Origin of the sequence: Streptococcus sp. 1171_SSPC, assembly GCF_001069335.1 — a bacterium.
Classification (GTDB): Bacteria; Bacillota; Bacilli; order Lactobacillales; family Streptococcaceae; genus Streptococcus; species Streptococcus xiaochunlingii.
The window spans coordinates 1-17,941 of sequence record NZ_JWAK01000025.1 but is presented as its reverse complement, the minus strand read 5'-3'; the positions used below and the strand labels follow the sequence as shown (position 1 = coordinate 17,941).

The following is a 17,941-nucleotide window of genomic DNA, read 5'->3' as shown; positions in this document are numbered from 1 at the left end:
GCTATAAAATTCGAAAATCCTTTGGAATTCCTTGACAAGAGGGGAACGAAGGGGATTCTATGTTTCTGAAAAGAGTAGTAGTAGGATCTAATAGGTAAAATAAAAATATAGCAACCCCTTGCAGGTCCTGTTTGTGAGAAACTAAAAAAGACCAGCCTATTTGGGCTGGTCTAATAGGTTGAGTTGATTAGTTGGTGAAGTCAAGTACCATACGTCCTTGAATGGTTCCGGCTTCCATTTCGTCAAAGACTTTGACAGCATCTTCTACTGGACGCTTTTGAACAACTGGAACGACCAAGCCTTCTGCACCAAATTGGAAGGCTTCTTCCAAATCTTTACGAGTTCCTACAAGAGAACCGATGACTTGGATACCATCTAATACTGTTTTCACAATGCTGAGGTCCATCATTTCAGAAGGAAGACCAACTGCGATCACGCGGCCACCTGCACGAACAGAATCTACTGCTTGGTTGAAAGCTACTTTAGAAACAGCTGTTACGACAGCAGAGTGAGCTCCACCATTTGTTTTTTCTTTGATCAATCCTGGGACATCTTCGACTTCGTAACCGTTGATGACAAAGTCTGCACCAACTTCTTTTGCCAATTCGAGTTTATCATTGTTGATATCAACAGCGATGACATGAGCGTTGAAGACTTTCTTAGCATATTGAACAGCCAAGTTTCCTAGTCCACCAGCTCCATAGATAACGATCCATTGTCCTGGTTCAGCTTTGGCTTCTTTGATAGCTTTGTAGGTTGTAACACCGGCACAGGTAATAGAAGAAGCTTGAGCTGGATCTAATCCCTCTGGTACTTTTACTGCGTAGTCTGCAGTTACGATACATTGTTCAGCCATTCCTCCATCAACAGAGTAACCAGCATTTTTTACAGTACGGCAAAGAGTTTCGCGACCAGTTGTACAGTATTCACAAGTACCACATCCTTCGAAGAACCAAGCAACACTGACACGGTCACCAACTTTTAAACTTGTCACATCTGGAGCAAGTTCTTTAACAATCCCGATTCCTTCATGTCCAAGAACACGGCCTGGAACTTTACCGAAGTCTCCGTGAGCAACGTGCAAGTCAGTGTGGCAGACACCACAGTATTCGATTTGAACAAGAGCTTCCCCTGTTTCTAATGGGCGCATCTCCTTGTTTGCAACGATTTCAACACCGGTACCTTCTGGATTTACAACAACAGCTTTCATAGTTTTCCTCCTCAAGAGCTTAGTTGAATTAGAGACGGTAATAAAACGAGAAGTAACATCACTTGAATCATTATCGTATGAAACGAGCTAGGCTCCTTTTTTATTTTTGTTATGTTAATTTTATCACAAACTTTATCAGTTAGCAAGCGTTTACATAGAAAATTTTCTGAAAATAAACTTAACCAGTTAAACTGTTTTCAGAAAAAGTCTCTATAAGGTTCCGTATGTTTGAGAAAACAAAAAGCTTGAATCCTTTCTTGTAAAAGGTGATTCAAGCGCTTCTCTATTTATAGGAAGAGTTTTTCTAGTTGACGAGCAACGCCGTCCTGATCATTTGTATACTCGGTTTGTTTATCGGCATAGGGGAGGAGAACAGGATTGGCGTTTTTCATTGCAAAACCAGTTCCTGCGAAAGCCAACATGTCTGTATCATTTTGTTCGTCTCCAAAGGCGATAAGGTTTTTCCGATCAAGTCCGTAAGTCTTGAGGAGATAGTTGAGGGCAAAGGCCTTATTGACGCCTTTTGGAGCACATTCCAGAATGTTGAGGGGACCACCCCAGCTATTGATTTCTAGCTCGTGATGGTAGTAATCACGCATTTCTTCGGCTAAAGCATACTTATCTTCAGCGCGTGTTTGAAAGAGGATGGCGTTTGGGTTTTCGGTAACTTTATGAGCTTCGAATTTTGTTTTGGAGGAGATTTTAGAAACCCCAAATAAGGCGGGATCAATAGTATGGTGGTAGGTGTGGGTGACATAGAACTTATTGCGATACTCTCCAGCGATAAAGTCCGCCTGGATGTCATTTTCTCTCTCGACCATATCTAGGAGGTATTTTTTATCAAGGGTCATGGATAGTTCTTTTGACCATTTTTTATTTGGAATATGAGTGAGAGCGCCGTTAAAGTTAATCATGGGACTTTCCAATCCCAATTCCTTATAGATGTGATCTGCCATTCGATAGGGACGGCCAGTTGTAATAATGACCAGGTGACCTTGTTCACTGACTTTCTGGATGGTTTCAATCGTATAAGGCGATAATTTGCTCTCAGAATTTAATAAGGTGCCATCTAAATCGACAGCGATTAGTTTTTTATTCATAGGAAGATTCCTTTCATTTGTATGGTTTTTCTTACTCTAAATGAGGAGTATAGAAGTGCCATATTTTAAGAAGAATGCTACCATTATACCAGATAAACAGGAAAATTTCAGTTTTTCGAATAGTAAATGATGTGGCACAAAAGATTATCCAGATGAATCTCTTGTAAAAGTGAATGATATTTGATAAAATATTTGTATTGTTCGTGATTGAGTCGCGAGCAGATTTATTTTTTTTAAGGAGTTTATTGGAAAAATGGATAAGTTTTTCAAACTATCTGAACACGGAACGACGGTTCGTACAGAGGTATTAGCTGGTTTAACGACCTTCTTTGCCATGTCTTATATCTTATTTGTAAACCCTCAAATGCTCTCCCAAACAGGAATGCCAGCTCAAGGAGTATTTCTGGCAACCATTATTGGGTCAGTCGTTGGGACTCTTATGATGGCTTTCTACGCGAACCTGCCTTATGCCCAAGCACCAGGAATGGGCTTGAATGCCTTCTTTACCTTTACAGTGGTATTTGGGATGGGCTATTCTTGGCAAGAAGCCTTGGGAATGGTCTTTATTTGTGGATTGATTTCCTTGGTTATCACATTAACTAATGTTCGGAAAATGATTATTGAGTCAATTCCAAATGCTTTGCGTTCAGCTATTTCAGCTGGTATCGGAATTTTCTTAGCCTATGTTGGAATTAAAAATGCTGGCTTGTTGAAGTTTTCGATTGATCCGCATACCTATACGGTGGCAGGAGAAGGGGCTGACAAAGCGAATGCAGCGATTACAGCAAATTCTGCAGCGGTCCCAGGACTTGTTAGTTTTAATAGTCCGACAGTCCTTCTTGCCTTGGCTGGCTTAGCCATTACTGTTTTCTTTGTCATCAAGGGCATTAAAGGAGGAATTATCCTTTCTATCCTTACGACAACAATCCTCGCTATTGTGTTTGGCATTGTTGATCTTTCAACGATTGACTTTGGTAGTACCCATCTTGGAGCAGCCGTTAATGATCTTGGCAAAATTTTTGGAGCTGCACTTGGTTCAGAAGGATTAGGTTCCTTGATTACCAATACTTCTCGTCTTCCTGAAACCTTGATGGCCATCCTCGCTTTCTCATTGACAGATATCTTTGATACGATTGGTACCTTGATTGGAACTGGTGAAAAAGTTGGTATTGTTGCCACAAATGGTGAAAATCATCAATCCGCTAAATTGGATAAAGCCCTTTATTCAGACCTCGTAGCGACATCTGTTGGTGCTATTGCAGGTACTTCGAATGTGACGACTTATGTTGAGTCAGCTGCAGGAATTGGAGCTGGTGGACGGACTGGTTTGACAGCCCTTGTAGTAGCCATCTGTTTCGCAGTGTCAAGTATTTTTAGTCCCCTTCTTGCCATCGTACCAACTGCAGCGACAGCACCGATTTTGATCATCGTTGGGATCATGATGTTGAGTAGCTTGAAAAACATCCATTGGGATGATTTGGCAGAAGCTGTACCAGCTTTCTTCACCTCTATCTTTATGGGATTCAGCTATTCCATCACAAATGGGATTGCAGCAGGTTTTATTACCTATACAGTAACCAAATTGGTCAAAGGTGAAGCCAAAGAAGTTCACAGTATGATTTGGATTTTAGATGCCTTGTTTATCTTGAACTTTATCAGTATGGCCTTGCATTAGAATGAACATAGAGGAAAGCTTGGACAAATAGCCCAAGCTTTTTTTGATTGTCTTAGGTGAGGCAGAAGGTTGATCGACTAAAAATAGTGGGCAATAATCAATTATTTTTGGTATAATGGAGGAATGAAAAGTCAAAATGAACAAGAGTTGATTGCCCTTGGAAAACAGTTGGGTCAACGTTTAGAAAAACAGGATGTCGTGATTCTGACGGGAGATCTGGGGGCAGGGAAAACAACCTTTACAAAAGGCCTTGCTCAAGGGTTGGGCATTCGCCAGATGATCAAAAGTCCTACTTATACTATCGTGAGAGAATATGAAGGCCGTTTGCCCTTGTATCACCTGGATGTCTATCGTATTGGAGACGATCCAGATTCGATTGATTTGGATGACTTTTTATTTGGTGAAGGAGTTACCGTCATTGAGTGGGGAGAATTGTTAGAGACCAGTCTTCCTGCTGGATATTTAAAGGTTGAACTGCTTAAGGACGGTGATGGACGTGAGATATGCTTGTCAGCTGTCGGTGAACGTGCAGAACAATTAAAGGACTCATTTCTAACTTCTGTAGGAGCTTGAAGATGGAACAGGTATTGGATCTCTTTTTGAAAGAGGCTGAGGCTTCGGATGCAGAGTGTTTACTCGACTTTTTTAAAGATGTAGCGACTGAATCGGATTTTATGACCTTGGCTCCAGAAGGGCTTGGGATGACCAAGCAAGAGTTGGAAATATTTGCTGAAACACAAGCACAAACAGACAATCAATTATGTCTCTTATTATACTTGGGTGAGGATCTGGTAGGTGTCTTAAATATTGCAGCGGATCAAAACAGAGCCTTGCGCCATATTGGAGATCTCTTTATCGTTGTTCGGAAGGCCTATTGGAATAAAGGATTGGGTCGTATTCTTCTAGAAGAAGGAATCGCATGGGCAGAAGGTACCAACCTCCTTCGGAAGTTAGACCTCAGTGTCCAAGTTCGAAATGAACGGGCCATCCATCTCTACCAAACGCTAGGATTTGAAATTGAAGGTCTCCGCAAGAGAGGCGTATACAAGGAAGGGGAATATCTGGATGTTTACCTAATGGGCAAACTGATAGATAGACAGAATTAATGATTAAAAAAATTCTATTAATGTTTTTTAGTTTGTTAGCTGTAACGACAATAGGGATTGCGGCCTATGGGCTGACCATCCTCAATCAGTCAACAAATACGTTGAGTAAGACTTATAAAGGGATTGGTGATGAAAACAATGTCATCGCAGAAAACAAACCAATGACCATTTTGCTCATGGGGGTTGATACTGGATCAGGCTCACGAGAGGATCAGTGGGTAGGAAACAGTGATACCATGATTCTGGTGACGGTAAATCCACAGACGCGTGAAACAACGATTATGAGTTTGGAACGGGATATCTTGACCAATATTACGCAGGATGGAGAAACTGTCCAAGCTAAGCTGAATGCGGCTTATGCTCAAGGTGGAGCAGAATTGGCCATTAAAACCATCCAAGATTTGATGAATATTCATATCGACCGTTATGCGATGATCAATATGAAAGGCCTGGTTCAACTGGTTGATAAGGTTGGCGGCATCACAGTAAACAATCCATTTGATTTTGATATTTCAATCGAAGAAAATGAACCGGAATATACAGCAAAAATTCCACCTGGTCGTCAAGAGATTGATGGAGAACAAGCATTGGTATATTCACGGATGCGTTATCAAGATCCAGAAGGAGACTATGGTCGTCAAAAACGCCAACGGGAAGTCATTGAAAAGATCATCAAGAAAGTATTGACTTTGGATGGTCTGAGCAACTATCAAGGAATTATTGAAGCGGTTAGTGATAATATGCAGACCAATATCTCCTTGGATACGAATAGCTTGATGCACTTGATGGGCTATCGAGATGCCTTGAAGAACATCCGTATGGAACAGTTGAAAGGGGAAGATGCCACCCTAGCGGATGGCGGAAGTTACCAAATTGTTACTTCAGAACACCTGTTGAAGATGCAGAATATCCTGCGCAAAAGTCTTGGATTATCGCCTGTAAGAAAGCTCAAAACAAGTGCTGTTCTATTGGATAGCGATGAAGCTAGGGGTACTGATTCGTCAGAAAGTGGCGAAAGCCCAGTAGAGTCGAGTCAGAATACTGGTGGGGGCTATTACGATCCTTCCTATGTTCCGGAAACTTCTGTAAGTTCAGAAACGGTGACACCATACCAACAGATAGTGCCTCCTTATACGGATACAACTGTAGCTGGTGTTGGAGGAAACTAAATTAAAAAAAAAAAGGTTTTGAGATAGCTATCTCAAAACCTTTTTTGGTTAGTCGTTCGTATTAGATTTCTCAGACCAAATAGTTTGGATTTGTTCTACAGAAGCGTTGGCTTGCTGAGAAAAGACCCTTGCCTTATAGGAAAAGTCTTCCAGTAATTGGTTTAAAAGGACTCGTTGCTCCTGAATGATTTCAATGTTTTTTTTGATTTTAGAAACATTTGATTGGATTCCATCCGTGAGTTGTTTGGTTTCGTTGAATTCATTTTTAAGGGGTTCCCGATTTTTAACAAGTTGATAGCTGATGGTTGCTCCAGTCGCAAACCAAAATAGATCTCTTAATTTCATAGTAAGCTCCTTTTTAATGGTTTGAGATATCCTTGGCTAATTGAGCAAGGCGGTCAAAATCAGGTTCGTGGGCAATGAAATCAATCTTTAGGTCGTCTTCTTGAGAGTAGCGTGGAAGAATATGGACGTGGGTGTGGAAGACAGACTGACCCGCAATTTCTTCCATGTTACTAATGATATTCATTCCTTGAGGCTGTGTAGCACTTTCCACTTTTTTGGTGACTCTTGAAACGATGTTAAAAAGATCAGCTGTTTCATCTGGTGTCATTTCCAACAGATTACGGGCATGTTTTTTTGGAATCACAAGGGTATGGCCTGGAGTGACCTGAGAGATATCTAAAAAAGCAAGAAAATGGTCATCTTCGTAGACCTTAGAAGCAGGAATTTCTCCGGCAACAATCTTACAAAAAATACAATCCGAAACCATAAATGTACCTCAATTTCGCTAGATTTTGTTATAATATAAGAACATTATACCAGAAAGCTAAGAAAATATGTTAGAAATAAAAAACCTGACAGGAGGCTATGTCAATATCCCTGTCTTAAAAGAAGTTAGTTTTGAGGTCGGTGATGGTCAATTGATTGGATTGATCGGCTTGAATGGAGCAGGGAAATCAACGACCATTAATGAAATTATAGGTCTATTGCGTCCCTATGCTGGCGAAATCCGGATCGACGGTTTGACTTTAGCTACTTCTCCAAGTGCTTATCGCCAAAAAATTGGTTATATTCCTGAAACACCGAGCCTTTATGAGGAGTTAACCCTGCGTGAGCATATTGAGACAGTGGCGATGGCCTATGACTTGGATCAGGAAGCAGTTTTTGCGCGTGTGACTCCTCTCTTGAAGCAATTTCGACTAGAGGAAAAATTAGATTGGTTTCCTGTCCATTTTTCTAAGGGGATGAAACAAAAGGTCATGATTGTTTGTGCCTTTGCTGTTGATCCAAGTTTGTTTATTGTCGACGAGCCTTTCTTAGGTTTGGATCCAGTTGCGATCTCAGATTTAATTCAATTATTGAAGGTGGAAAAAGAGAAGGGGAAATCTATTTTAATGAGTACCCATGTTCTGGATTCTGCTGAAAAAATGTGTGATGCCTTTGTCATCCTCCATAAGGGGCAGGTCCGTGCTCAGGGGACTTTAGAGGAATTGCGGACAGAATTTGGAATGGCGAATGCCGATTTGAATGAAATTTACCTTGCACTAACAAAAGAGGCGGACCGATGATTGAAGTTTTACAAAAGAGGAAGACGACCTTTCGCAATCAGTGCTTGAAATATTCTCGCTATGTGTTTAATGATCACTTTGTCCTCTTTCTCCTGATTTTTCTAGGCTTTTTAGCGGTTCAGTATAGCCAATTTTTGCGCTCTCTACCAAAAGATAAGAGCCTTCTCCTCCTTGTACTTGCCCTAGCTCCTTTGCTCCTGCTTCCAATTGGTTCTATCGCAACCTATTTTGAGAAGCCAGACATGATTTTCCTTCTGGCAAAAGAAGAGCAATTGAAAGGCTATTTGAAACAACAGACTATACGAGCGACTATTTTCTGGGGGATTTTGCAAACTCTTGTACTTGTCCTGTTTGTCCCTTTGGCTTTGGCTTTAGGACTGTCTTTGACCATTGTAGTGGTTTATTTGTCTATTCTCTTCTTGTTGAAGGTTCTTGTTTTTCAAGGGAAGGGCAAAAGATTCTATAATCAGGCGGGTCTTGATTGGAAACGAATCGTAGAGCTAGAAAACCAGAGAAAGCAAAGTATTCTAAGATTTTTCTCCCTTTTTACCACAGTAAAAGGAATGACCAACAGCGTGAAACGGCGAGCCTACTTAGACAGATTAACAAGCATGGTTCCGAAAGTCAGTGCTAAGACCTGGAACAATCTGTATCTCCGTTCTTATCTCAGAAATGGAGATCTGTTTTCCATGAGCCTGCGTCTATTAGGACTAGCAATCGCTGTCTTTGTCTTCATCCCGCAAACGCTAGTAGCAGTAGCCGTCGCGGGGCTCTTGAATTATTTACTTGTTTTTCAATTGCTCGGACTCTACAAGGCCTTTGACTATCAGTATTTAACGCGACTCTTCCCCTTGGAAATCAGTGCTAAAACACGAGGGCTTCTTCAAACAGTTCAATCGGTGACTTTGTTTGTGGTTCTTGTCGAGGGAGGACTGGGATTACTGGTCTTTGAAGAGAAAATTCTCGTCCTGGCCTTGCTAGCTTTCACAGGCTTTTTAGCCTATGGTTATGCACCTTTCAAGGTGAGACGATTAGTTGACGAAACGCTTTAAAATTAGTAAAATAGATGGGAAACTTTTTACGGAGGAAGAGATGGACTCGAACGAAAAAGAGCTAACGTTAACCCCAATTGCTGGTAAAAGCGGAAAAGCCTTTATGGGGACTTATCCAGATGGGGGGAAAGTATTTGTCAAAATGAATACGACTCCAATATTAGCAGGGTTAGCTAAAGAACAAATTGCTCCACAACTCTTATGGAGCCGACGCTTACCTGACGGAAATGTGATGAGCGCACAAGAATGGTTAAATGGAGAAATTTTAACTCCAAATGGGATGGGGAAAAAGCAAGTGGTTCATATCCTGACTCGTTTGCACCGTTCACGCCCCTTGATGACGCAATTGAGAAAGTTGGGCTACACAGCTGAGTCGCCATTGGATTTATTGAATTCTTTGAGCAGTCAGTTGCCAATCGCTTTGCGTCAAAACAATTATTTGCAATCTGTATTAAAGAGTTTACGACAGACTGTTCCAGCTTTTCGAGAAGATTATGCAACCATTGTTCACGGAGATGTCCGTCACAGTAACTGGATTGAAACAGACAGTGGATTTATCTACTTGGTAGATTGGGATTCTGTCCGCTTAACAGATCGGATGATGGATGTGGCTCATGTTTTAAGTCACTACATTCCAGATTCCCAGTGGCAGGATTGGTTGGTCTATTACGGCTATAAGTACAATGAAACTGTATTTGGTAAATTGTACTGGTTTGGTCAATACTCTTTCCTTTGTCAGATTGTAAAATACTATGAAAATAATGATTTAGAGAATGTGAACCGGGAAATTTATGCCTTGCGTAATTTCCGGTCAAAATATGGGAAGGAAGCATGAGAGTTAGAAACCGTAAAGGTGCAACCGAATTATTAGAAGCCAATCCGCAATATGTCATTTTGAAGCCAGAAGAAGCCAAAGGGAAGTGGCATGAGATTTTTGGGAATGACCATCCTATTCATATTGAAGTGGGAAGCGGTAAAGGAGCCTTTATCACTGGAATGGCAAAACAAAATCCAGACATTAACTATATCGGGATTGATATTCAAAAATCAGTATTAAGCTACGCTTTGGATAAGGTGTTGGAAGCTGACGTTCCCAATATCAAGTTACTTTGGGTGGACGGAGATAGCTTGACCAATTATTTTGAAGACGGTGAGATTGATCAATTGTATCTCAATTTTTCAGATCCTTGGCCGAAGAAACGCCATGAAAAACGTCGTCTAACCTACAAGAGTTTCTTAGATACCTTCAAACAGATTTTGCCAGAGCATGGAGAGATTCATTTCAAGACGGACAATCGAGGACTCTTTGAATACAGTTTGGTGAGTTTTTCTCAGTATGGAATGACCTTGAAGGGTGTCTGGTTAGATCTTCATGCTAGTGATTTTGAGGGAAATGTCATGACCGAATATGAAAAGAAATTCTCAAGTAAGGGTCAGGTCATTTATCGGGTTGAAGCACAATTTTAAAGTCTAGTTAAGGATCGACGTCTCCTGAAAAGGAGGCGTTTTTCTTTTGGATGGTAGTTGTATGAATGAGGAAGGCGAAATTCTTGCATTTCGACGGAACTTGTGCTAAAATATTTAAAACGAATAGAAAAGGAGAGGCGAAGACATATCTTCGCCTCTTGTCTGTGAGGAGGTGTTGTCCTATCGCAACAATTGTTGAATTAGTAACAGAAATTATTGAACCGGCCATCCAAGCTCCCTTTGAATTAGTGGATGTTGAATATGAAAAGGTTGTAGGAGATTATGTTCTAAGTATCTTTGTTGATAAGCCAGGTGGTATTACTCTAAATGATACAGCGGATTTAACAGAAGTGATTAGTCCTCTGTTGGATCAGATTCAACCAGATCCATTCCCAGAACAGTACTTCCTAGAAGTGACGAGTCCTGGTTTGGAGCGTCCCTTAAAAACCAAAGATGCAGTGGAAAAAGCTCTGGGTCAATATATCCATGTCAGCTTGTACAAGGCAGTTGACAAACAAAAGGTCATTGAAGGAACACTCGTTAAGTTCGAAGATGACCAATTGACCATGGAATACATGGACAAAACCAGAAAGAAAACCATTGAAATCCCCTATAGTCTTGTCTCAAAAGCAAGACTAGCTGTCAAATTATAGAAGAAAAGAAAGGAAGGCTCTTAGTAGCCTAAGAGCAAGAAAAGAATGAGTAAAGAAATGCTAGATGCTTTTCGCATCTTGGAAGAAGACAAAGGAATCAAAAAAGAAGATATCATTGAAGCTGTCACAGAATCATTGCGTTCGGCTTATCGGAGACGGTATGGTCAAGCAGAAAGTGCTGCTATCGAATTTAATGAAAAGACTGGTGACTTCCGCGTTTATACTGTTCGTGAAGTAGTGGATGAAGTATTTGATAGCCGGTTAGAAATTAGCTTGAAAGATGCTCTTGCGATTAGCTCTGCCTATGAATTAGGAGACAAAATCAAATTTGAAGAAGCACCTGCTGAGTTTGGCCGTGTCGCAGCTCAATCTGCCAAACAAACCATCATGGAAAAAATGCGCAAGCAAACTCGTGCGATTACCTACAACACTTATAAAGAACATGAAAATGAAATTATGAGTGGAACGGTTGAGCGTTTTGATAATCGCTTTATCTATGTAAATTTAGGGTCTATCGAAGCTCAACTGTCTAAACAAGACCAAATCCCGGGTGAAGTCTTCCAATCTCATGATCGCATCGAAGTATTTGTCTACAAAGTAGAAGACAATCCTCGTGGGGTCAACGTTTTCGTAAGTCGTAGCCATCCAGAAATGATCAAACGTTTGATGGAACAAGAAATTCCTGAAGTCTATGATGGAACCGTTGAAATCATGAGCGTGGCGCGTGAAGCTGGAGATCGGACCAAGGTGGCTGTTCGTAGCCATAATCCAAACGTTGATGCGATTGGAACCATCGTTGGTCGTGGTGGATCGAATATCAAAAAGATTACTAGCAAGTTCCACCCAGCTCGTTATGATCAGAAATTGGATCGTATGGTCCCAACAGAAGAGAATATTGATGTCATTGAGTGGGTACCAGATCCAGCAGAATTTATCTACAATGCCATTGCGCCTGCTGAGGTCGATCAAGTCATCTTTGATGAAGAAGACAGCAAGCATGCCCTTGTGGTAGTACCAGATAGCAAGCTATCTCTTGCGATCGGTCGTCGTGGTCAAAACGTGCGCTTGGCGGCTCACTTAACTGGCTACCGGATTGATATCAAATCAGCTAGTGAGTACGAAGAAATGGAAGCAAGTCAAGAACCTGCTTTTGAAGAAGTAGAAAGTGATTTGAATTCTGTAGACGAATAGGGAGGAAATCATGGTAAAGACAAGAAAAATCCCTTTACGCAAGTCTGTCGTTTCAAATGAGGTCATCGATAAACGAGATCTCTTGCGAATCGTAAAAAATAAAGAAGGTCAAGTTTTTATCGATCCAACTGGGAAAGCAAATGGTCGTGGTGCTTATATCAAGCTTGATAATGAGGAAGCACTTCAAGCCAAGAAGAAGAAAGTCTTCAATCGCAGCTTTAGCATGGAAGTGGATGAAGCTTTCTACGACGATTTGATTGCTTATGTGGATCACAAGGTGAAAAGAAGAGAGTTAGGCCTTGAATAAGCAAAAAGTCAGTAATTTATTGGGATTGGCTCAGCGAGCAGGGAAAATCATCTCTGGAGAAGAGTTGGTCATCAAGTCTGTTCAAGAAGGAAAGGCTCGTTTGGTCTTTCTAGCAGATGATGCAGCTCCCAATCTTACCAAAAAAATCACAGATAAATGCCACTATTATGGCGTTCCGGTATTAACCGTGTTTTCAACACTAGAATTAAGTACTGCCATTGGTCGCTCACGAAAGGTAGCGGCCGTGACAGATGCTGGATTTTCAAAGAAAATGAGGTCTCTTATGGAATAGAAGAGGAGGACAGCAATTGTCTAAGAAAAGATTGTATGAGATTGCCAAAGAACTAGGCAAGGAAAGTAAAGAAGTCGTCACACGGGCGAAAGAATTAGGGTTAGAGGTAAAGAGTCACGCTTCTAGTATCGAAGGTGAAGCGGTTGAGCGTTTGGTCAATAGTTTTGCATCAAAGGCGCCCCAAACTCCTAAAGTGAAGGAAGAAAAACAAGTAAAAGTTGCACCGGTTGCAAAAGAACCTGTTGCAAACCAACCAGAAAAGACAAGGGAAACAGTGGCAACACCTGTTGTGAAGCCAAAGAGTCGTAATTTCAAGGCGGAACGCGAAGCCCGTGCAAAAGAGCAGGCGGAACGTCGTCAACAACAAGGAAATCGACCTAAGAAACAACAAAACGACCGTCGGGATGGGGATCGTTTCCAAAATCGTAATGAGCGAAAAAATCAAGGAAATGACCGCCGGAACCAAGGGAATGATCGTCGCCGTGAGCAATCTGGCAACGGTCAAGGACGTCCAAATCCTGTAAATGGCGCTCCGAAGATTGATTTCAAAGCCCGTGCGGCAGCATTAAAGGCAGAGCAAAATGCGGAATATGCACGTGGTAGTGAAGAACGCTACAAGCAAAACCAGGCAGCCAAGGTAGAGCAAGAACGTCAACAACGTCGTAAGCGTGAAGAGGCAGTTGCGACTGAAGTTGTCGCTCCACAACCGAAGGTAGAAGCAGCGAAGGCAACTCCGGTAGTGGCTCCAAGTCCTGCAGCAGTTGATACACGTCGGAAAAAGCAAGCTAGACCAGACAAAAAACGTGAAGATTTTGATCGCGAAGAAGATGGTCCAAGAAAACAACAAAAGAATCGAAGTAGTCAAAACCAAGTGAGAAATCAAAGAAATAGTAACTGGAACAACAACAAAAAGAATAAAAAAGGAAAGAATAACCGCAATGAAGCTCCAAAACCAGTAACAGAGCGTAAATTCCATGAGTTGCCAAGTGAACTTGAGTACACAGATGGAATGACGGTTGCGGAAATCGCAAAACGGATTAAGCGTGAGCCTGCGGAAATCGTTAAGAAACTCTTCATGATGGGAGTGATGGCGACACAAAACCAATCCTTGGATGGCGATACCATTGAACTTCTGTTAGTGGATTATGGAATTGAAGCCAAGAAAAAGGTTGAAGTGGACAATGCGGATATCGAACGCTTCTTCGTCGAAGATGGCTATTTGAATCCAGATGAACTGGTAGAGCGTCCACCAGTTGTCACCATCATGGGACACGTTGACCACGGGAAGACAACCCTTTTGGATACCCTTCGTAATTCACGTGTAGCGACAGGAGAAGCAGGAGGAATCACCCAACATATCGGTGCCTACCAAATCGTGGAAAATGGCAAGAAAATTACCTTCTTGGATACACCTGGACACGCGGCCTTTACCTCTATGCGGGCGCGTGGTGCATCTGTTACGGATATTACCATCTTGGTCGTAGCAGCAGATGACGGGGTGATGCCACAAACAATCGAAGCCATCAACCACTCAAAAGCGGCGAATGTTCCAATCATTGTGGCTATTAACAAGATTGATAAACCAGGTGCCAACCCAGAACGTGTCATCGGTGAATTGGCAGAGCATGGAGTTATGTCAACTGCCTGGGGTGGAGATTCTGAGTTTGTAGAAATCTCTGCCAAGTTCAACCAAAATATCGATGAGCTCTTGGAAACGGTCCTTCTTGTGGCTGAAATCCAAGAACTCAAAGCAGATCCAACTGTTCGTGCCATCGGTACGGTTATCGAAGCGCGCTTGGATAAAGGAAAAGGTGCGGTTGCAACCCTTCTGGTTCAACAAGGTACTTTGAATGTCCAAGACCCAATCGTTGTTGGTAATACTTTCGGACGTGTCCGTGCCATGACCAATGACCTTGGCCGTCGTGTGAAAGTAGCTGGACCATCTACTCCAGTTTCTATCACTGGTTTGAACGAAGCACCAATGGCGGGTGACCACTTTGCGGTTTATGAAGATGAAAAATCTGCGCGTGCAGCCGGTGAAGAACGTGCGAAACGTGCGCTGATGAAACAACGTCAAGCAACCAACCGTGTCAGCCTTGAAAATCTCTTTGATACCTTGAAGGCTGGAGAAGTGAAATCCGTTAATGTCATCATTAAAGCCGATGTACAAGGATCGGTTGAAGCCCTTGCTGCTTCCCTTCAAAAGATTGAAGTGGAAGGTGTGAAAGTGACCATCGTTCACTCAGCAGTTGGTGCCATCAACGAATCAGACGTCACCCTTGCAGAAGCTTCAAATGCCTTCATCATTGGATTTAACGTCCGCCCTACGCCTCAAGCACGTCAGCAAGCAGAAGCTGATGAGGTAGAAATCCGTCTTCACTCAATCATCTATAAAGTGATTGAAGAAATGGAAGATGCCATGAAGGGAATGTTGGATCCTGAGTTCGAAGAGAAAGTCATCGGGGAAGCAGTCATTCGTGAAACCTTTAAGGTCTCTAAAGTGGGTACCATCGGTGGATTTATGGTCCTCAGTGGTAAGGTCACCCGTGACTCCAAAGTTCGTGTCATTCGTGACGGTGTCGTCATTTATGATGGAGCTCTTGCTAGCTTGAAACATTATAAAGATGATGTCAAAGAAGTGACCAACGGTCGCGAAGGTGGATTGATGATCGAAGGATACAATGATATCAAGACTGATGATACCATTGAAGCTTACATCATGGAAGAAATTAAAAAATAAACTGTTAACTAGGAAGGAAGAAAGGTAATCTCCTATTTCCTAGTTTTTAAAGACAGAGCAGAAAGGAGTTCCTATGGCAAGTCATTTTCGGACAGACCGAGTCGGTATGGAAATCAAGCGGGAAGTCAACGAAATTTTGCAAAAGAAAGTTCGTGATCCGCGTGTCCAAGGCGTCACCATTACGGATGTTCAAATGCTAGGCGATTTGTCGATGGCCAAGGTTTACTATTCGATTATGAGTGACCTGGCTTCAGATAATCAAAAGGCTCAGACAGGGCTGGAAAAAGCAACAGGAACCATCAAGCGCGAATTAGGTCGGAATTTAAAATTGTACAAAATTCCAGATTTAACCTTTGTCAAAGATGAATCCATTGAATATGGAAACAAGATTGACCAAATGTTACGCGATCTTGATAAAAAATAATGAACAAAACGATAGATTCTGTAGAGTCTATCGTTTTTTTATGGCAAAATTCAGAAGAAATTTCAAAAAAAACTTGTGCCGAAGGGGTGGATGTTTTAAAATAGAGTGAGTAAACTTTTATCGAATGATGATGGAGGAAAAGGAATGTCCATTGATTGGCAGAACATTTTATTTAACTTCTTAGGTGGTTTGGGACTATTTTTATATAGTATCAAAACTATGGGTGATGGCTTGCAACAGGCTGCAGGGGATCGCCTTCGTTACTATATCGACAAATATACCAGTAATCCATTTCTAGGGGTGCTCGTAGGGATTGTCGTGACTGCCCTTATCCAGTCTAGTACCGGGGTAACTGTTATTACGGTTGGATTAGTAAGTGCCGGTCTATTAACGCTACGCCAAGCAATTGGGATCATCATGGGGGCCAATATCGGGACGACGGTCACTTCCTTCATCATTGGTTTCAAGTTGGGAACATATGCCTTGCCCATTATGTTTGTCGGTACAGTCTGTCTCTTCTTTACCAAGAATCGGATAGCTAACAATATTGGTCGGATCTTGTTTGGGGTTGGGGGAATCTTTTACGCCTTGAACCTCATCAGCGCAGGGATGAGTCCTTTGAAAGACTTGCCAGAGTTTAGCCAATATATGGTAACCCTTGGGAAGAATCCAATCCTCGGAGTGCTAGCTGGAGCCATTATCACAGTCTTGATCCAGGCTTCTTCTGCAACGATTGGGATTCTGCAAGGTCTCTACTCAGGTGGATTTTTAGATCTTAAGGGAGCATTGCCAATTTTATTTGGGGATAACATTGGGACTACGCTCACCGTTATCATTGCTGCCATGGGGGCCAATGTTTCTGCCAAACGGGTTGCAGCGACCCACGTCTTATTTAATGTCATCGGGACCATTCTGTGTATCATCTTGTTGGGACCATTTACAAGTATGATTGAGTTCTTCCAAGCTCAGTTGCATCTCTCACCTGAGATGACGATTGCCTTTTCACATGGTGCTTTTAATGTGACCAACACCATCGTTCAATTCCCATTCATTGGGGCTTTGGCTTACTTTGTGACGAAATTGATTCCTGGTGAGGATGAAGTGGTCAAATACGAACCACTTTACTTGGACGAAAATTTGATTACCCAAGCTCCTTCGATTGCCTTGGGAAATGCTAAAAAAGAACTCTTGCACTTAGGAGCTTATGCTGAAAAGATTTTTGATTTATCTTATCGCTATATTTTGAATCAAGAAGAAAAGTTGGCTGAAAAAGGCCATAAAACAGAAGAAGCGATTAATACCATCGATGATCAGTTGACCAAATACTTGATCCGCTTGTCCAGTGAAGCTTTGAGTCCAAAAGAAAGCGAATCCTTGACCAATATTTTGGATTCTTCTCGAGATTTGGAGCGGATTGGAGACCACGCAGAAGCCTTGATCAACTTGACGGATTATCTCATTCGGAAGAAAGTTGTCTTTTCTGACAATGCCTTGGCTGAATTAGAAGATATCTACCAGCAAACGGCGACGTTTGTTAAAGATGCCCTTCGAAGTGTAGAAGAGGATAACCAAGAGTTGGCGGCAGAGTTGGAACAGCGCCATCAGGCAATTGAAAAACTCGAAAAGAAATTGCGGAAGACTCATATTTCTCGTCTGAACAAGGGCGAGTGTACACCTCAAGCAGGTGTCAACTTTATTGATATCATCTCTCACTATACACGTGTCGCAGACCATGCCATGAACTTAGCTGAGAAGGTACAATTGGAGCAGATCTAAAAAAACGAAAAATCCAGTTCTTTAGGACTGGATTTTAGAATGTAGACAAATTTTTTTCATAAAATAGCTAGAAAATTTTTTCAAAAAAATAATTTGTATTTTTAATTAATTAAACAAATTTATTACTTTCCGCTGTGAGAAAAGTGGCTGAAGCGCTAAAGTTTCAGCCACTCGGGAGTTTTGAAACTTTAGGTTCAAAACTAAGTCA

General features: G+C 41.7%; 19 protein-coding genes. 15 read left to right on the top strand and 4 right to left on the bottom strand.

The features are described 5' to 3' along the window. Nucleotides 1-187 precede the first annotated feature (187 nt). Together adhP and ADF75_RS05025 are read right to left on the bottom strand one after the other, a co-directional pair. Nucleotides 188-1,210, bottom strand: a complete 1,023-nt coding sequence (adhP, locus tag ADF75_RS05030) for an alcohol dehydrogenase AdhP (protein ID WP_048789378.1) — start codon at nt 1,208-1,210, stop codon at nt 188-190. A gap of 287 nt (nt 1,211-1,497) precedes the next feature. Further along, complete coding sequence (locus tag ADF75_RS05025) at nt 1,498-2,310, bottom strand: Cof-type HAD-IIB family hydrolase (RefSeq protein ID WP_048789377.1); 813 nt, start codon at nt 2,308-2,310, stop codon at nt 1,498-1,500. Between the two features lie 253 nt (nt 2,311-2,563). Between ADF75_RS05025 and ADF75_RS05020 the strand changes: the two genes are divergently transcribed. The 4 genes from ADF75_RS05020 (at nt 2,564) to brpA (ending at nt 6,260) form a co-directional block, all read left to right on the top strand. Further along, nucleotides 2,564-3,985, top strand: coding sequence for an NCS2 family permease (locus tag ADF75_RS05020; protein ID WP_048789376.1), 1,422 nt, complete (start codon nt 2,564-2,566; stop codon nt 3,983-3,985). A gap of 123 nt (nt 3,986-4,108) precedes the next feature. Next, nucleotides 4,109-4,558, top strand: a complete 450-nt coding sequence (tsaE, locus tag ADF75_RS05015) for a tRNA (adenosine(37)-N6)-threonylcarbamoyltransferase complex ATPase subunit type 1 TsaE (RefSeq protein WP_048789375.1) — start codon at nt 4,109-4,111, stop codon at nt 4,556-4,558. A 2-nt stretch (nt 4,559-4,560) separates the two neighbouring features. Next, a complete protein-coding gene (locus ADF75_RS05010; RefSeq protein ID WP_048789374.1) occupies nt 4,561-5,091 on the top strand; it encodes a GNAT family N-acetyltransferase in 531 nt (176 codons plus the stop codon). Next, nucleotides 5,091-6,260 (top strand): biofilm formation/cell division transcriptional regulator BrpA, encoded by a 1,170-nt coding sequence (gene brpA, locus ADF75_RS05005; protein WP_048688809.1) that lies wholly within the window; start codon nt 5,091-5,093, stop codon nt 6,258-6,260. Before ADF75_RS05010 ends, brpA begins: the two co-directional genes overlap by 1 nt. A 48-nt stretch (nt 6,261-6,308) precedes the next feature. Here the strand turns inward: brpA and ADF75_RS05000 are convergent, their stop codons facing one another. Both ADF75_RS05000 and ADF75_RS04995 read right to left on the bottom strand, forming a co-directional pair. After that, on the bottom strand, nt 6,309-6,605 hold the full coding sequence (locus tag ADF75_RS05000; protein WP_048688812.1) for a hypothetical protein: 297 nt from the start codon (nt 6,603-6,605) through the stop codon (nt 6,309-6,311). A 13-nt stretch (nt 6,606-6,618) separates the two neighbouring features. Next, the gene (locus ADF75_RS04995) at nt 6,619-7,032 is read right to left on the bottom strand and encodes an HIT family protein (RefSeq protein ID WP_048688815.1); all 414 of its coding nucleotides are present in this window, start codon (nt 7,030-7,032) and stop codon (nt 6,619-6,621) included. Between the two features lie 67 nt (nt 7,033-7,099). Here ADF75_RS04995 and ADF75_RS04990 point away from each other — a divergent pair, with 67 nt between their 5' ends. The 11 genes from ADF75_RS04990 to ADF75_RS04940 all read left to right on the top strand — a co-directional run bounded on the left by ADF75_RS04990 (nt 7,100) and on the right by ADF75_RS04940 (nt 17,733). Beyond that, nucleotides 7,100-7,831 carry an ABC transporter ATP-binding protein gene (locus ADF75_RS04990; RefSeq protein WP_048688818.1) on the top strand — a complete coding sequence of 244 codons (732 nt, stop codon included), beginning with the start codon at nt 7,100-7,102 and terminating at the stop codon, nt 7,829-7,831. After that, on the top strand, nt 7,828-8,883 hold the full coding sequence (locus ADF75_RS04985) for an ABC transporter permease (RefSeq protein ID WP_048688822.1): 1,056 nt from the start codon (nt 7,828-7,830) through the stop codon (nt 8,881-8,883). The genes ADF75_RS04990 and ADF75_RS04985 overlap by 4 nt, the downstream gene beginning before the upstream one ends. Nucleotides 8,884-8,923: 40 nt before the next feature. Next, entirely contained in the window at nt 8,924-9,718 is a 795-nt protein-coding gene (gene ccrZ, locus ADF75_RS04980) for a cell cycle regulator CcrZ (protein ID WP_023022280.1), read from the top strand. After that, a complete protein-coding gene (gene trmB / locus ADF75_RS04975; RefSeq protein ID WP_048688825.1) occupies nt 9,715-10,350 on the top strand; it encodes a tRNA (guanosine(46)-N7)-methyltransferase TrmB in 636 nt (211 codons plus the stop codon). Before ccrZ ends, trmB begins: the two co-directional genes overlap by 4 nt. A 164-nt stretch (nt 10,351-10,514) precedes the next feature. Further along, complete coding sequence (rimP, locus tag ADF75_RS04970) at nt 10,515-11,003, top strand: ribosome maturation factor RimP (RefSeq protein ID WP_185776856.1); 489 nt, start codon at nt 10,515-10,517, stop codon at nt 11,001-11,003. A 45-nt stretch (nt 11,004-11,048) separates the two neighbouring features. Next, nucleotides 11,049-12,194, top strand: a complete 1,146-nt coding sequence (gene nusA, locus ADF75_RS04965) for a transcription termination factor NusA (protein ID WP_006596880.1) — start codon at nt 11,049-11,051, stop codon at nt 12,192-12,194. Nucleotides 12,195-12,204: 10 nt separating this feature from the next. Then, a complete protein-coding gene (gene rnpM, locus ADF75_RS04960) occupies nt 12,205-12,501 on the top strand; it encodes an RNase P modulator RnpM (protein WP_048789373.1) in 297 nt (98 codons plus the stop codon). Next, the gene (locus ADF75_RS04955) at nt 12,494-12,793 is read left to right on the top strand and encodes a YlxQ-related RNA-binding protein (protein ID WP_048789372.1); all 300 of its coding nucleotides are present in this window, start codon (nt 12,494-12,496) and stop codon (nt 12,791-12,793) included. The genes rnpM and ADF75_RS04955 overlap by 8 nt, the downstream gene beginning before the upstream one ends. Before the next feature lie 16 nt (nt 12,794-12,809). Continuing rightward, nucleotides 12,810-15,533 carry a translation initiation factor IF-2 gene (gene infB / locus ADF75_RS04950; RefSeq protein ID WP_048789371.1) on the top strand — a complete coding sequence of 908 codons (2,724 nt, stop codon included), beginning with the start codon at nt 12,810-12,812 and terminating at the stop codon, nt 15,531-15,533. A gap of 73 nt (nt 15,534-15,606) precedes the next feature. Continuing rightward, nucleotides 15,607-15,957, top strand: coding sequence for a 30S ribosome-binding factor RbfA (rbfA, locus tag ADF75_RS04945; RefSeq protein ID WP_006596876.1), 351 nt, complete (start codon nt 15,607-15,609; stop codon nt 15,955-15,957). Nucleotides 15,958-16,101: 144 nt separating this feature from the next. Next, a complete protein-coding gene (locus ADF75_RS04940; RefSeq protein WP_048789370.1) occupies nt 16,102-17,733 on the top strand; it encodes a Na/Pi cotransporter family protein in 1,632 nt (543 codons plus the stop codon). The last annotated feature ends 208 nt before the right edge of the window (nt 17,734-17,941 follow it).